The 13,662-nt window shown below is 57.1% G+C and carries 14 protein-coding genes; 5 read left to right on the top strand and 9 right to left on the bottom strand.

Annotation, left to right across the window (positions count from 1 at the left end; genetic code table 11):
• Nucleotides 1-102: 102 nt before the first annotated feature.
• The 5 genes from ACO05M_RS04480 to ACO05M_RS04460 form a co-directional block, all read right to left on the bottom strand.
• Complete coding sequence (locus ACO05M_RS04480; protein WP_421868321.1) at nt 103-762, bottom strand: alpha/beta hydrolase; 660 nt, start codon at nt 760-762, stop codon at nt 103-105.
• Nucleotides 763-825: 63 nt separating this feature from the next.
• The gene (gene arsJ / locus ACO05M_RS04475) at nt 826-2,091 is read right to left on the bottom strand and encodes an organoarsenical effux MFS transporter ArsJ (protein ID WP_421870657.1); all 1,266 of its coding nucleotides are present in this window, start codon (nt 2,089-2,091) and stop codon (nt 826-828) included.
• Nucleotides 2,092-2,129: 38 nt separating this feature from the next.
• The gene (locus tag ACO05M_RS04470; RefSeq protein WP_421868318.1) at nt 2,130-3,137 is read right to left on the bottom strand and encodes an ArsJ-associated glyceraldehyde-3-phosphate dehydrogenase; all 1,008 of its coding nucleotides are present in this window, start codon (nt 3,135-3,137) and stop codon (nt 2,130-2,132) included.
• Nucleotides 3,134-4,237 carry an ACR3 family arsenite efflux transporter gene (gene arsB, locus ACO05M_RS04465; RefSeq protein ID WP_421868315.1) on the bottom strand — a complete coding sequence of 368 codons (1,104 nt, stop codon included), beginning with the start codon at nt 4,235-4,237 and terminating at the stop codon, nt 3,134-3,136. The genes ACO05M_RS04470 and arsB overlap by 4 nt, the downstream gene beginning before the upstream one ends.
• Before the next feature lie 15 nt (nt 4,238-4,252).
• Nucleotides 4,253-4,603 (bottom strand): ArsR/SmtB family transcription factor, encoded by a 351-nt coding sequence (locus ACO05M_RS04460; RefSeq protein ID WP_421868312.1) that lies wholly within the window; start codon nt 4,601-4,603, stop codon nt 4,253-4,255.
• A 124-nt stretch (nt 4,604-4,727) separates the two neighbouring features.
• Between ACO05M_RS04460 and ACO05M_RS04455 the strand changes: the two genes are divergently transcribed.
• On the top strand, nt 4,728-5,174 hold the full coding sequence (locus ACO05M_RS04455; RefSeq protein WP_421868308.1) for an ion channel: 447 nt from the start codon (nt 4,728-4,730) through the stop codon (nt 5,172-5,174).
• Nucleotides 5,175-5,184: 10 nt separating this feature from the next.
• Here ACO05M_RS04455 and ACO05M_RS04450 read toward each other — a convergent pair whose 3' ends face one another.
• Nucleotides 5,185-6,015, bottom strand: a complete 831-nt coding sequence (locus ACO05M_RS04450; RefSeq protein WP_421868306.1) for a LysR family transcriptional regulator — start codon at nt 6,013-6,015, stop codon at nt 5,185-5,187.
• 123 nt (nt 6,016-6,138) lie between these two features.
• On the opposite strand from ACO05M_RS04450, the gene maoP reads away from it, so the two are divergent.
• The 4 genes from maoP (at nt 6,139) to ACO05M_RS04430 (ending at nt 9,059) form a co-directional block, all read left to right on the top strand.
• Nucleotides 6,139-6,483: a DUF413 domain-containing protein gene (maoP, locus tag ACO05M_RS04445; protein WP_421868304.1), complete on the top strand. Its 345-nt coding sequence runs from the start codon at nt 6,139-6,141 to the stop codon at nt 6,481-6,483.
• A gap of 167 nt (nt 6,484-6,650) precedes the next feature.
• The gene (locus ACO05M_RS04440; protein WP_421870654.1) at nt 6,651-7,088 is read left to right on the top strand and encodes an ATP-dependent zinc protease; all 438 of its coding nucleotides are present in this window, start codon (nt 6,651-6,653) and stop codon (nt 7,086-7,088) included.
• Nucleotides 7,085-7,996: a 30S ribosomal protein S6--L-glutamate ligase gene (gene rimK, locus ACO05M_RS04435; RefSeq protein WP_421868302.1), complete on the top strand. Its 912-nt coding sequence runs from the start codon at nt 7,085-7,087 to the stop codon at nt 7,994-7,996. The genes ACO05M_RS04440 and rimK overlap by 4 nt, the downstream gene beginning before the upstream one ends.
• Before the next feature lie 10 nt (nt 7,997-8,006).
• The gene (locus ACO05M_RS04430; RefSeq protein WP_421868299.1) at nt 8,007-9,059 is read left to right on the top strand and encodes a succinylglutamate desuccinylase/aspartoacylase family protein; all 1,053 of its coding nucleotides are present in this window, start codon (nt 8,007-8,009) and stop codon (nt 9,057-9,059) included.
• Between the two features lie 89 nt (nt 9,060-9,148).
• Here ACO05M_RS04430 and ACO05M_RS04425 read toward each other — a convergent pair whose 3' ends face one another.
• From ACO05M_RS04425 to ACO05M_RS04415, 3 genes are read right to left on the bottom strand one after another with little or no spacing between them, the layout of a single operon-like run.
• On the bottom strand, nt 9,149-10,351 hold the full coding sequence (locus tag ACO05M_RS04425) for a hypothetical protein (protein WP_421868297.1): 1,203 nt from the start codon (nt 10,349-10,351) through the stop codon (nt 9,149-9,151).
• The gene (locus tag ACO05M_RS04420; protein ID WP_421868294.1) at nt 10,351-11,184 is read right to left on the bottom strand and encodes an outer membrane lipoprotein-sorting protein; all 834 of its coding nucleotides are present in this window, start codon (nt 11,182-11,184) and stop codon (nt 10,351-10,353) included. The genes ACO05M_RS04425 and ACO05M_RS04420 overlap by 1 nt, the downstream gene beginning before the upstream one ends.
• On the bottom strand, nt 11,174-13,534 hold the full coding sequence (locus ACO05M_RS04415; RefSeq protein ID WP_421868291.1) for an efflux RND transporter permease subunit: 2,361 nt from the start codon (nt 13,532-13,534) through the stop codon (nt 11,174-11,176). The genes ACO05M_RS04420 and ACO05M_RS04415 overlap by 11 nt, the downstream gene beginning before the upstream one ends.
• Between the last annotated feature and the right edge of the window lie 128 nt (nt 13,535-13,662).

The raw sequence follows: 13,662 nt of genomic DNA, 5'->3' as shown, positions 1-13,662 counted from the left end.
TAAAGACTTACCGATATATCCTTATATCGGCGACATTAAGAGCTGCTAATTTATACCGAAGATCTCCCTGTTTTAACAGGGCTTTTGCTACCTATCATGGCCTTACTGCAACCGACCCCGTATCCAATCGGCGATCGCATCGATCTGCGGCGGGCAGACGGCGTGTTCCATCGGATAACTTTGGTAACTGACCTCGAAGTCGTCGGCCTGCAGACGCTGCTGGGCTTTCTGACCCAGCGATTCGGGCACCACCGGATCCAGGGTACCGTGCTGGACCAACACCGGCAGCAGACGGTTGGCGTCATTCAATTCGATCGAGTCTGCGGTGGCGTAGTAGGTCGACATGGCCAGCAGACCGCCTAGGGGTTTGTCGAAGCTCAGGGCCGTTTCGTAGGCAACTGCCCCACCCTGGGAAAAGCCGGCCAGCAGGATCCGGCGGCTATCGATGCCGCGCTCGATCTCTCGTTCGATCAATTTACGAATCTCGGCCGCCGAAGCGCGCAACTGAGTCTCGTCGATCCGGCGATCCAGAGTCATCTCGAGAATGTCGTACCAGGCCGGCATCACCCAGCCGTTGTTGATCGTGACCGGAATTGAGGGGGCGTGGGGGAAGATAAACCGTACTGCCATCGATTCGGGCAAACGCAACTCCGGCACAATCGGAGCAAAATCATTGCCGTCAGCACCCAACCCATGCAACCAGATGACCGCGGCGGTGGCGGGTTGGGCAGGTTCGATCTCGATCGCGGGCAAGTAAGGCATACGGACTCCGATAACTGATTGGGCGGTTTAGTGGCCAGGAGCTAACAATAAAATCGCGACAGTCTACCCCATTTCCGTGATCGGCGGCCGGTGTTTCGGCAACGCCAGTGAGATCACGGCAGCCAGCAGAACAAAGCCACTGGAAACCCACAAGCACACTTCCAGCCCGTAAGCCTGGAATAGCCAACCCGACAGCACCGTGCCCAACAGCCGCCCCATCGCATTGGCCATGTAGTAAAAGCCGACATCCAGTGATACGCCGTCCTCATCGGCATAGCTAACGATCAGAAAGCTGTGCAGCGACGAGTTGACCGCAAACAGCAGGCCGAACAGCAGCAAGCCGCCAACCAACAGGGTCGAAGCTTCCAACCACTCTGCCCCCAGACCAACCGCAATCAGCGCCGGCAAGACAGCCAGTCCTAAGGCCCAACCGAAGGCATCACGGCCGTCAGGAATATGACCACGGCGGCGCCCGGTCAACCGTGGCGCAAAGGCCTGCACCACTCCGTAGCCGATCACCCATAACGCCAGAAAAGCCCCGACCCGGGTGTGCTCCCAGCCCAGTTGCGCCGCCAGGAACACCGGCAACGCCACCACAAACCAGACGTCCCGAGCGCCAAACAGGAACAACCGGGCCGCCGACAGACTATTGACCGCCGGACTCTTGGAGAAGATATCGCTGAACTTGGCTTTGTTCTTGGCTTTTCCCAGATCACGTTTGAGCAGGATCAGCGAACCGAGCAGCACCAGCGCCAGCACGGACGCCATCGCCAACATCGCCGACTGGAACCCGAGCCAGGCCAGCAGCGCGCCGCCGAGGAAGAAACCGACCCCCTTAAGGGTGTTCTTCGAACCGGTCAGCAACGCCACCCAGTGATACAAGCGGCTATCAGCGCTACGATCTCCCCTAGAAGTATCACCACCGGAAGCGGCCAGCAGCTTGATGCTGCTTTTCGCGCTCATCTTATTCAGATCTTTGGCGATTCCCGACAGCGCCTGGGCCACCATCACATAGGCCACGCTGAGCCAGTCCGACGGCACTGCCAGCATCAGCAGCGCTACGACCTGCAGCGCCAAGCCGATATTCATGGTGCGGTTCAGGCCGATCCGAGCCCCCAGCCAGCCGCCGACCAGATTGGTGACCACCCCGAAGAACTCGTAGAACAGAAACAGCATCGCAATCGCCAGCGGCGAGTAGCCTAGCTGGTGGAAATGCAGCACCACCAGCATCCGCAAAGCACCGTCGGTCAGGGTAAAACCCCAGTAATTTCCGGTGACCAGCAGATACTGACGCAGCAGACGTTTATCCAGCGTGTCGGTATCGGACATTTCTGTGCTATCGATGCGGTTACTGCTGTCCGACATTCCTAGATGCCCATCTCCGCCAGCTTACGGGCCAGTTCAGCAGAGCGGTTGGCATAGCCCATCTCGTTGTCGTACCAGGCGTACAGTTTCACCAGCGTGCCGTTAACGACCCGGGTAAAGTCCGCATCCAGCACTCCGGAGCGGGGATCGCTACGGTAGTCGATCGACACCAGCGGGCGCTCTTCATAGCCGAAGATACCCGCCAGCTCGCCCTCGGCAGCCTGCTTGAACAGCCCATTGATCTCTTCAGCCGTGGTGGGTTTTTCGACCTCAAACTGGGCATCGGTGATCGACGCGTTCGCCAGTGGAACACGCACCGCATGGCCATCCAGGCGCCCTTTCAGCTCCGGATAGATCTCCATGATCGCGGTAGCCGAACCGGTGGTAGTCGGGATCAGCGACATCCCGCAGGCCCGGGCGCGACGCAGATCCTTATGGGGCTGGTCCAGAATACTCTGGGTGTTGGTGATGTCGTGAATGGTGGTGAACGCACCGTGACGGATTCCCAAGGCTTCGTGGACCACCTTGACCATCGGTGCCAGGCAGTTGGTGGTGCAGGACGCCGCCGTGACGATCGGGTATTTGGCCGGATCGTAGAGGTGATCGTTCACCCCCAGCACCACATTGAGCACGCTCGGCTCTTTCACCGGGCAGGTCACAACCACCCGCTTCACGCCCTGGTCCAAATAAGCCTGCAGCAGTTCACTGCTGCGGTACATACCGCTGGCTTCAATCACCAGATCGCAATCGGACCAGTCGGTCGACTCGATGTCGCGGTTACGGCTCAGCGCCACCGATTGCCCCTCGATCAGCAGGCCGCGCTCGTCGCTGCCGGCTTCGTGACGCCAGGTACCGTGCACTGAGTCAAAGTTGAGCAGATGCGCCATGGTCGCTGCATCGCCGCCCGGATCATTAATCTGGATAAACTCCAGCTCCGGCCAATCCCAGGCGCTACGAATAATCAGCCGCCCCATCCGACCGAAGCCGTTGATACCTACCTTGATGCTCATGATGTTGCCTCCTGTTCGATCGAATCGGCAGCGCTGCCGCTGGTGCACGCCGTCTGTTGAGTAGTTGCCGAGTTAAGGTCAGGTTCCGGGAACCAGTGTCGGGTGCGGTTAACGAACGCCACCAGCGACAGCATCACCGGAACCTCAACCAGCACCCCGACCACCGTCGCCAACGCGGCCCCCGAATGTAGCCCGAACAACGAGATCGCCACCGCCACGGCCAGTTCAAAAAAGTTGGATGTGCCAATCAGGCAGGCCGGTGCCGCGATCCGATGAGGCAACTGCCAGCGCTTGGCCCAGAAATAGGCCAATGCGAAGATGGCATAGGTCTGGATCAACAGCGGAATCGCTATCAGAAGTATAGTTTGCGGCTGTGTCAGGATGGTGTCGGCCTGGAACCCGAACAGCAGCACCACGGTCGCCAGCAAACCGATTACCGACCAGGGTTTAAGCTGGGCGATAAACTCAGATAGCGCCGACTCGCCCCCACGCTTCAGCAGCCGTCGCCGGCTGATGATACCCGCCAACAGCGGCAACACCACATACAGCACCGTCGACAGCGCCAGCGTCTGCCAGGGCACCTCGACATCACTGATACCCAGCAAGAAAGCCGCGATCGGCGCGAACGCGAACACCATAATCAGATCGTTGATCGACACCTGCACCAGGGTGTAATTCGGATCCCCCTTGGTCAGCTGGCTCCAGACAAACACCATCGCGGTACAGGGTGCCACGCCCAGCAGGATCATCCCGGCGATATACTCGCCGGCGGTCTGGGCATCGAACCAGTCGGCAAACAGGACCCGGAAAAACAGCCAGCCCAGCGCCGCCATCGTGAACGGTTTGATCAGCCAGTTGACCACCAGCGTCAGCACCAGCCCTTTGGGCCGTTTGCCGACATCGCGCACCGCGGCAAAGTCGATCTGCAGCATCATCGGGTAGATCATCACCCAGATGAACAGCGCCACCACCAGATTGACATGGGCGACTTCCAGCTTAGCGATCAGCTCAAAAATTTGCGGAAACGTATTACCAACCGACACCCCCACCAGGATGCAGAGTCCAACCCAAACCGATAAAAAACGCTCGAATAGTCCCATTTCATATTCTCCGGTTTAACAGCAGATCGACTGTCGCTCAGGACGATCACCCATCGCCTGCAGGCAGGCCAAGTCCGCCTCCAACTGCGTAGCACAGGCCGGCGCCACCGACGCCAACACCTGCTCGATCCAGTCATTGAGCTCGGGATTGAGACGATAGAAGATCCACTGTCCTTGGCGACTGTCCAGCAGCAGCTTGGCATTTCGCAGCAGCGCCAGATGGCGGGAAACTTTCGGTTGCGACAGTTCCAGCGCCGCACCCAGCTCGCAGACACAGAGCTCCCCTTCAGCCCGAATCAACAGCAGGGTTCGCAACCGGGTCGGATCGGCCAGGCATTTGAAGATCGCGCAGGGGTCGTCCATCATGCTTACCTATGGATATCTAAATATACGCATAAGCATATATATTTAATTCGATCTGTCTAGCCCCAATCCGAGCTGAACTCTTGCTGTCGGTTAGACTCTGACAAGATCAAATCAAGGAGGGACTATGAAAAACATCATCTACCAAGTCGATCATTACGGGGTGCGCAATTATCGCACCGGCTTTCTGACCCTGATCAGCGTCGGGCTGCTGTATCTGATCATCGCCCTGCTATCGGGCCTGCTGCTGATGTTCGAACTGGACGCGCCCGGCGCCAATATCACCAGCTTCGGCGACGCCTTCTGGACCCTGCAGATGAGCGCCAGCACCATCGGTTTCGGCGATTTTTACCCGGTCTCACTGGGCGGACGTACGGTGGTCGCGGTGATGTTCTACATCGGCGTCGGACTGGTCGGTTTTATCGGCGCCATCATCGCCGATCGGGTGCTGGGTTTTGCCGACACCAGCATCAAGAACCGTGAACTTCGGCACCAGAACGCCGAAATTCTGGCCCACAACCAGCTGCTGGAGAAGAAACTTGATCGCTTGATCGAGCGATTGGAACAGCGTTGATACTTACCGTTCAGTCGGTTAGCGCTCGGGTAATCGAGTTCAGCAGCGCCTGCTTTTCACTCTGGGCCTGGAAGATTGCATAGATTTGCCTCTCGATCCGCGGAGACCCTTCCACCGGATAAAGGTCTGCCGACGCTTCAAGCATTGCCTCAGGAAGGAACGCGGTACCCCCTTTGTGCAACAGGAACTCCAGTGCCACCTGGCTTTGCCCCGTGTGCAATATCGGCACCACAGGCTGATCAAATAACTTGGCATGCTGTACGCTGAAGGTCGCACCCCAATCGATAAACAGATAGTCCTGCTCGGGAAGCTGAGAAAAGCTCAGCCCTGCCTGATGTGCCGCCAATACCAGCACCATCTCCATCACGGGAATAACGGTTACCTCAGGACTCTTGGGAGGGTCGAACACCAGCGCAAGATCCACCAGACCTTCCATCACCGAGCGAACTAGCAATACCTGCGAGGTTACATCCGTGCGCATCGCCAGCGCCGGATGGCTATCCGCCAACATCGGAAGGCGCTTCTGGAGAAACAGATCCCAGATGCTCGAGGTCGCCCCGATAGTCACCTGATCCCGTTGTTCGCTGGAAACACCCACATCTTGCAGTGCCATCTGCCAGGACGACAAAATGCCCTCGGCATACGGGATTAATCGTTCACCGGCAGGGGTCAGCCTCAGGTCATTTCGTTTCCGATCAAACACCTTGGCTCCGATGGTCTGCTCCAACTGGCGGATCCGCGAACTGACGGCCGAATGGGTGATAAACAGGTTATCCGCTGCACGACCGAAATGGCGTGTTTTCGACACCTCTAGAAAGGTCCTCAGCAGTACGGTATCCATCACACCTCCGACAAATAATTTTGTGCTGACGGTAAAAAATTATCGTTTTACCTGACAACGGCGCCCAATGATACTCCGCCTCGTTCACTGCCAACGAAGACTGGTTGAGAGGGTAGCACCGCCATGAGTTCGCACAGCACCGAGAGTTTCACGACTTCCACACGTTTCTACGACACCGAGCACTTCCCCTACGGCATAGATCGCAGTGGTGAGTTCACCGTAAAGCAGGCCTCCCTGTTGATGGAGCGCGGGGTTGCCTATCAGGAGTTGGCTGGCGGTAAACGACGACCACAGTCTGCTATGGAGAACGATTTCGTGCTGTTTTGCCAAGGACAAAAAGAGGCGGAAAGCGAAGATGAGAAGCTATGGCAGCGCTATCTAAAGGTAATCAATAAACCCAACTATTATTTAGGTGTCGGTCTGAGCGCCAACTCCAGCAGCAGCTCGTCAGACTTCGATTCTGATTAACAAAACAGCTTCATCGAGTCGTCAACAATCGACCGTTGAATGAGCCAGCATTCCTTGTCTAGACATGAAGATAATCGTTTCTTCAGGCTGCATACATGGCCGGACTTTTTGATGAGCTTGCTGGAGTTATTACTTCGCAAGAAAACTGCTATAGAGGAAGTCAATTAATGCTAACCGTTGGGTGGAGGGAGTGGGTTTCACTGCCTGAACTGGCAATCTTTCGTATCAAAGCTAAAGTAGATACGGGGGCAAGAACCTCCGCTCTGCATGCTTTTCGGGTCGAGCCGTTTGAAAGGGACGGAACCCAGTGGGTCAGCTTTGATATTCACCCGGTACAGCAAGATGTTGAAACCGTCGTCACTTGTGAAGCGCCAGTATTGGATATCCGTACCGTCACCGATTCAGGCGGGCACAAAGAGGAGCGCTTTGTAATCCAAACTCAAGCCGATGTGGGAGGGCATTGCTTTCCCATCGAAGTCACGCTGACTAATCGCGATTCGATGCTTTTTCGGATGTTACTCGGCAGAACAGCGCTGAACGGCCGCTTTGTAGTAAACCCGGAGCAATCGTTCCTGCTTGACTCCCCCGAAGGAAAAGCCACATGAAAATAGCCATCCTATCCAGAAACCCTAATCTCTACTCCACCAGACGGCTGGTGGAAGCAGCACAGGAAAAGGGTCACGAAGTAAGAGTGATCGATACCTTGCGCTGCTATATGAATATCAACGCCGACACCCCCGAAATTCACTACAAGGGCGAAAACCTGGAAGGTTATGACGCGGTGATTCCCCGCATCGGGGCTTCGGTGACGTTCTACGGTACAGCGGTACTCCGTCAATTCGAAATGATGGGGGTTTATCCGTTAAATGAGTCTGTTGCCATCAGTCGCTCCAGAGATAAGTTGCGTTCGATGCAGTTGCTGTCTCGCAAAAAAGTGGGGATGCCGGTCACCGGATTTGCAAATAAGGCGACCGATATTCCCGACCTGCTGGATATGGTTGGCGGAGCCCCGGTGGTGTTGAAACTACTGGAGGGTACACAGGGTATCGGTGTCGTTCTGGCCGAGACACGTAAGGCCGCTGAAAGTGTGCTGGAAGCCTTTATGGGGCTTAAAGTAAACATCATGGTACAGGAGTTTATTAAGGAAGCTGGAGGCGCCGATATCCGCTGCCTAGTTATTGGCGATAAAGTGGTAGCCGCGATGAAACGCCAGGGTAAAGAAGGCGAGTTCCGCTCAAATTTGCATAGGGGCGGTACCGCTTCACTGATTCGAATTACCCCCAAAGAGCGAGCGACAGCGGTTCTGGCCGCGAAGACGATGGGGCTTAATGTCGCAGGGGTTGACCTGTTACGCTCCGAGCGTGGACCCTTAGTGATGGAAGTGAATTCAAGTCCCGGTCTGGAAGGGGTCGAAACAGCAACTGGAAAGGATGTGGCTAGCGCGATCATCGGTTTCATTGAGAAAAACGTCAGTGCTCGGGTGAATCGTACCCGAACCCGGGGAAAGGGATAACAGGAAACCTGTGGCTAGAACAAAGAACAGCGAGATTGAGATCGCCGGTGTTAAGCTAAAACCCGGCGAGCGCCGCCAACTGCATCTGGACCTGGCCCGCCTTTATGACCATACCCGGCTGGACCTGGATATTGAGGTTATCCATGGCCGCCAGGCAGGTCCGACTCTACTGGTTTGTGCGGCCATTCATGGCGATGAGCTCAATGGCGTGGAGATATGCCGACAGCTGCTCAAGCACAAGTCACTCAATCGGATTAAGGGAACTTTAATCGTCGTCCCCGTGGTCAATATCTTCGGATTTATTCATCGCACCAGGTACTTACCGGATCGAAGAGATTTGAATCGTTGCTTCCCAGGTACAGAAAAAGGGTCGCTGGGCGGCCGCATCGCCCATCTTTTCAGAACCGGTGTATTGAACCATTGCACTCATGCCATAGATCTACATACCGGAGCAATTCATCGAAGCAACCTACCCCAGATTCGTACCAATCTGAGCAATGAATCTGCAGCGAAGATGGCGAATGCGTTTGGTGCACCCTTGGTGATCGACTCCAAACTACGTGATGGCTCTTTGCGGCAGTGTGCGGATGAGGCGGGAATCCCGCTGATTCTCTATGAGGCCGGAGAGGCTTTGCGTTTCGACGAAAATGCAATCAAGGGCGGCCTGCGGGGCATTATCAGTGTCATGAGAGAGCTTGAGATGCTACCCGCGCTGAAACGCAAAAAAACCTTAGCGCCAGCCTCTGCCAACTCTTCGTCCTGGGTACGGGCCGAATCGGATGGCGTTTTCAGATCACTGGTCCAACTCGGCGAGCGAGTCTCCAGGAATCAGATCATGGGGGTTGTAGCTTCCCCTTTCGGGCGTGAAGAGGTCGAAATCACCAGCCCCTATGCCGGTATCATTATCGGCCAGAATAATATTCCTTTGGTCAACGAAGGGGACGCCCTTTACCACTTGGCCCGATTTGATGCATCGACCCGGGCAATCGAGCGGGTCGAGCAGATCACCGAAGAGATAGATGCGGTACCTCTACCCGAGGACCAGTCGATTGGCCTTAGTTAACCGCTTGATTCCTTAGGGCGGACAACAATTCGGTTTCCACATGAGCCGGCAGCCTAACGCTGCCGGTCTTTCATGCTTAACCTCAGCGATTAAAAGAACCGCTCCAGCGTGATCTGCACCATATCGTCGCGTCGCAATGCATACAGCGGTGCCGACGGCTCCGAACTGGAGAAGATCCGACCATCGATGCTCAGTTTCCAGGCGTTACCCAGACGTCGACTGGCCTCAAGCAGCAGGCTGTGCCCCCGTCCTTCCAGACTCTGGCCGATCCCCGCCAACAGCTCGGTACTCTGAGCATCGTTGAGGGTCAGGCGCGAGCCGAGGAATAGATCGTCCGGTGCCGTGGCGGCACTGTCCGTCCCGCGGCTGTCCCAACCGTATTCCATCAGCAGGCCAAGATCGGCCGCCGAGTCCAGAATACCGACATAGGTGTACTCGAAACCGGCCTGAACGGCGCCGAAGTGATCGCTGTTACTGTCGCGGTAGATCCCCTCGAACTTCCACAGCCAGTCGCCCAGGGTGGCCTGCAGATCAACCCCGGTCTGGGTCATCTGCTCGTAGAAAGGCACCAGCACCGAACCCTGCTGGATCAGCAGCGGATCCCGGTTGGTTCCCTGGAACAAATAGACCCCGACGTCGTAATCCCCGAGGGTATGACTCCAGCGGATCACCGCATCGATATGCCGGTTCTCGGCGCCCGATTCATAGCGGGCCTTGTCGGTATCGACCACCAGCGGTCCACGAAGACGCCCATCGACACCGGCGAAGCTGCGCTCGCGAAAACCGGGCAACAGCATCAGGTCGAGCACACCCCAGTCCCGTACCAGCGACAGCGCCACCATGGTCTGGCCCAACTTGTCCTCACCGTCGATATCTTCGACCCCGTCGGTCTGGTTGACCACATCGACCAGATGCTGGAATTCGGTCACCCCCCAGAACACCTTGCCGACGCCCAGGCGCAGCTCGTACTCGTCGGCCACATGGGTCCAGAGCAGCTCGCGGATATCCGCGTGCGAACGTTCGCTATCGTGCTGATCGGCGCGGATGAAGGGTTTGAACACCAGGCTGTCGTCACCATTATTCCACTGCCAGTAGATCTCCGGCTCGAACATCAGCGACTGGCTGGTGCGACCGGATTGATCGGCGTACTGCGGATCGTCGGCAAACCAGCGCAACTCGTAGCCGACCTTACCGCTAACCTGGGACTCGAACGCCTGAGCCTGCTGACCTAAAGGCGCCAATCCGCCGAGCAGCAGCCCCAGACTCCAACCAATTGATTTTGATGAAGGCATCAGCGGGCCCGCTTCAGGCTGTTCTTGTTGAAGTCGCTGTTTTTCAGTCCGACTTGGAACTGATAGTCGCTGTAGACCAGCTCGGTGCTCTTACCGGTCTGGTGATTGGTCATCAGCGATCGGTCCGCGCGCCAGTACTGATCCAGGTACTGCTTGTACTCCTTGAACTCCAGCGTCTTCAGCAGGCTGTCTTTACGATCGTAGAAATCGACCTTCAGCACCCGGTAGTGCTGCTTGTCGAGCCACACCACCCGGCGGGTATAGCCGGAGTATTTGTCGGTGGGGACCTGCTCGACCACAAAGCTGTCCTGACCGTCGAATACTTCGTCGCGCAGGTACTTGTAGCTGTACTTCTCCACTTCGAACGAGGTCAGGTCTTCAAACGCAAATTCGGAACCCATAAAGGGGCCGGATTTATTCCGTGAAGAGATCCGCTTAACCCGCTTCAACGCCGGCAGGTAAAGCCACTGGTCGTCGGCCTTGTTGATATGGGAGAAGCTCAGAAACGCGGTGCCTTTAACGTCCAGCGGCTGATCGAAGATGGTCAGACTCTTATCGCCATCGTTGTCCTGCTCCAGCGACTTGAGGCGGATCTGACGGTGGCTCATCTGGCCCTCTTTGTTGCGCAGGATCATCTCCATCTGAGCACTCATATCGCCCCAGCCCAGATCACGGTTCTTGGCTTCGACCGAGATCTCCAGTCCCCGCTCTTCGGCGGTCATCGCCATCACCGGGTTGGCCAGCACACTGGCACCGAACAACATCAGCGCCGCCATCAACGGCTTGCCGCCACGGCGGCCGGTAGTGGATTTCAACGTTTGGTTAAACAGCATCGGTAGACACCTCCGGTAAGGTTTTCACAGCCTCGGGCGCTTGCCCGGTGGTTGGATAGCGCTTGGCGCTAAGCAGGTTATCGAGTTTGATCAACAGCGGCGGCAGGAACAGGAAATCAATGATCAGCGCCAGCAGAATAATCGCGGCCGTCAGCAGCCCCATATCCGCGTTAAATTTGAAGGTTGACTGGGCCAGCATCATAAAGCCGGCCACCAGCACCAGGGTGGTGATCCACAGCGCCCTACCGACACTGCCGAAGGCGTATTTGACCGCCTGCTCGGCATCCAGGCCCTTGTCGTCACGGGCATGTAGGTACTTGCTCAGGAAGTGCACCGTGTCGTCGACGACGATACCCAGAGTCATGCCGACCACTACGGACAGGCCAAGGCCGACCTGACCATCCCACAACGCCCAGAGGCCAAATCCGACGGCAGCCGGCGCCAGGTTGGGGATCAGACTCAGTACCCCATAGCGAACCGAGCGCAACGCCACGCCCAGCAACAGCGAGATCAACAGCAGCGCCGCCACGGTACCCAACAGCATCGAGTAGGCGTTGCGCTGACCGATATGGCTGAACATCAGGCTCGGGCTGGTGACGGTGGCCTCATAGTAGTTGGCATTTTCCGCCAGCCAGTCGTAGATCCGTGACTCCAGCGCGATAATCTCTTCGGAACTGACGTTCTTGAACGTTCCGATGATCCGGGTGGCCGACTTGTCGACGTTGAGCTGATTGTTCAGATCCAGGCCATAGGGCAAGGACATCTCATACAGCAGCAGGTACTGGGCCGCCAGCTCCTGATTATCGGGCAGCCGATACCAGCTCGGATCATCGCCGTGCATGTTCATGTTCAACCGCTTGAAGGTATCGCTGAGCGAGTTGACGTGATCGGTTTCCGGCTGGGTCCGCAACCAGCGGGTAAACTCATCCAGCATCGTCAGGTAGACCGGATCGTTGATACCACTGGCCCGGCCGCTGTCGATCGAGATCTCCAGGTTGGTCATCCCCGACAGGTTTTCCTGCATGAAGTCGGTGGCGGCACGGAAGGGAACGCTGGGGTCGAAGTACTTCACAAACTCGTCATTGAGCTGGTTGTTGGGGACAAACAGACTCAGGCCGATAATCGCCGCGGTCATACCCGGCAACAGAGCCCGACGACGCTTGACCACGAAACCGGCAATCCGATCCATCAGGTCGGTCGACTCCTCGCTGCGAACCTGGACTCGAAGCGGCAACAGCATCAGCAGCGCCGGGAACAGCGTGATCGAGAACACGAATGCCAGCATCACCCCGGTGGCCACCATGTTGCCCAGGTCATGGAACGGCGGCGAATCGGAGAAGTTCATGCTCAGGAAGCCGATCGCCGTGGTCACGCTGGTCAGCAGGATCGGCTGGAAGTTCAGCTTCAGGCTGTGCATCAGCGCATCACGCTTGGTCGAGCCGTGGCGCATGTCGTAGAACATGGTGGTCAGGATATGGATACAGTCGGCCACCGCCAGGGTCAGAATCATCGTCGGGGCCGAAGCCGAGGGGCCGGTCAGGTACAGGCCGCTCCAACCGGCCAGGCCCATGGTCGAGGTAATACTGGCAATAATGATCACCAGGGTCGACACCGTGCCGGTGACGGTTCGCAGCAGCAAGCCGATAGCCAGAATCACGACCCCGAACATCAGCGGCACCAGGGTCGCATTATCGGCCAGCGAGGCTTCGGTGAAGGCCACGTTCATCATCACCATCCCCGACAGATGGACCTTGGAGCCAGGGTTGGCCGCTTCAAAATCGGCGGCCAGCTGACGCACCTTGGTGGCCACTTCCGGTCCTTCGGTGACCGGGTCTTTGCCCGGCAACTGGATGGTGACATTGACCACCGAGACCCGGCCGTCGGGGTCGACCAGCTTATGCACCAACTGCGGCTCGGTGGTGGCGACCTGGCGAATCTGTTCCAGCTGATCCAGGCCCAGCGGCGCATCCTCCAACACCAGATCCTCGACGATCAGATCATCCTCTTCGGCCACCGTGTGCTGGTAGTTGCTGAGCGAGTCGACCCGGGTCGAATAGGGGATCTGCCAAGCCTCTTCGGTCAGCTGCCGGATCGCCTCAAGACTCTCGGCGGTAAACACCTCACCGTCGGCCGGAGCAATCACAAAGGCAACGTTGTCGCTTTTGCTGTAGATCTTCTGCATCGATTCATAGGCGGTCAGCTGCGGGTTCTCCTCGCTGAAGAAAACCCGATAGTCGCCTTTGAATACCAGCTTCTGTGCTCCCATGGTGGCGGTTACCACAAAGCCGATGGCCAGCAGCAGAACCCAGACGGGGTGGGACAGGACCCACCGAAACAGTCTATCGCGCATCGCTCGCTCCTTATTGATCAGTGTCGAACTCGAATGTCGACGATTCGTCGAAATAAAACCGTTAAAAAAGCGCAAGTTAGCGCCAACCCCCGACGAGCATCGCCGGTCTTTCAGGCCCGAAAGTCGGA

Source organism: Motiliproteus sp., assembly GCF_965230735.1.
Classification (GTDB): domain Bacteria; phylum Pseudomonadota; class Gammaproteobacteria; order Pseudomonadales; family Balneatricaceae; genus Motiliproteus.
This window is presented reverse-complemented; position numbering and strand designations above follow the sequence as displayed.

Bases quoted from the DNA above. Each gene is read 5' to 3' on its own strand.
- ACO05M_RS04420 (WP_421868294.1), bottom strand. From the start codon at position 11,184: ATGCTGTTTAACCAAACGTTGAAATCCACTACCGGCCGCCGTGGCGGC.
- maoP (WP_421868304.1), top strand. From the start codon at position 6,139: ATGAGTTCGCACAGCACCGAGAGTTTCACGACTTCCACACGTTTCTAC.
- ACO05M_RS04470 (WP_421868318.1), bottom strand. From the start codon at position 3,137: ATGAGCATCAAGGTAGGTATCAACGGCTTCGGTCGGATGGGGCGGCTG.
- ACO05M_RS04425 (WP_421868297.1), bottom strand. From the start codon at position 10,351: ATGCCTTCATCAAAATCAATTGGTTGGAGTCTGGGGCTGCTGCTCGGC.
- ACO05M_RS04460 (WP_421868312.1), bottom strand. From the start codon at position 4,603: ATGATGGACGACCCCTGCGCGATCTTCAAATGCCTGGCCGATCCGACC.
- ACO05M_RS04480 (WP_421868321.1), bottom strand. From the start codon at position 762: ATGCCTTACTTGCCCGCGATCGAGATCGAACCTGCCCAACCCGCCACC.
- arsB (WP_421868315.1), bottom strand. From the start codon at position 4,237: ATGGGACTATTCGAGCGTTTTTTATCGGTTTGGGTTGGACTCTGCATC.
- ACO05M_RS04440 (WP_421870654.1), top strand. From the start codon at position 6,651: ATGCTAACCGTTGGGTGGAGGGAGTGGGTTTCACTGCCTGAACTGGCA.
- ACO05M_RS04415 (WP_421868291.1), bottom strand. From the start codon at position 13,534: ATGCGCGATAGACTGTTTCGGTGGGTCCTGTCCCACCCCGTCTGGGTT.
- ACO05M_RS04450 (WP_421868306.1), bottom strand. From the start codon at position 6,015: ATGGATACCGTACTGCTGAGGACCTTTCTAGAGGTGTCGAAAACACGC.
- rimK (WP_421868302.1), top strand. From the start codon at position 7,085: ATGAAAATAGCCATCCTATCCAGAAACCCTAATCTCTACTCCACCAGA.
- arsJ (WP_421870657.1), bottom strand. From the start codon at position 2,091: ATGTCCGATACCGACACGCTGGATAAACGTCTGCTGCGTCAGTATCTG.
- ACO05M_RS04455 (WP_421868308.1), top strand. From the start codon at position 4,728: ATGAAAAACATCATCTACCAAGTCGATCATTACGGGGTGCGCAATTAT.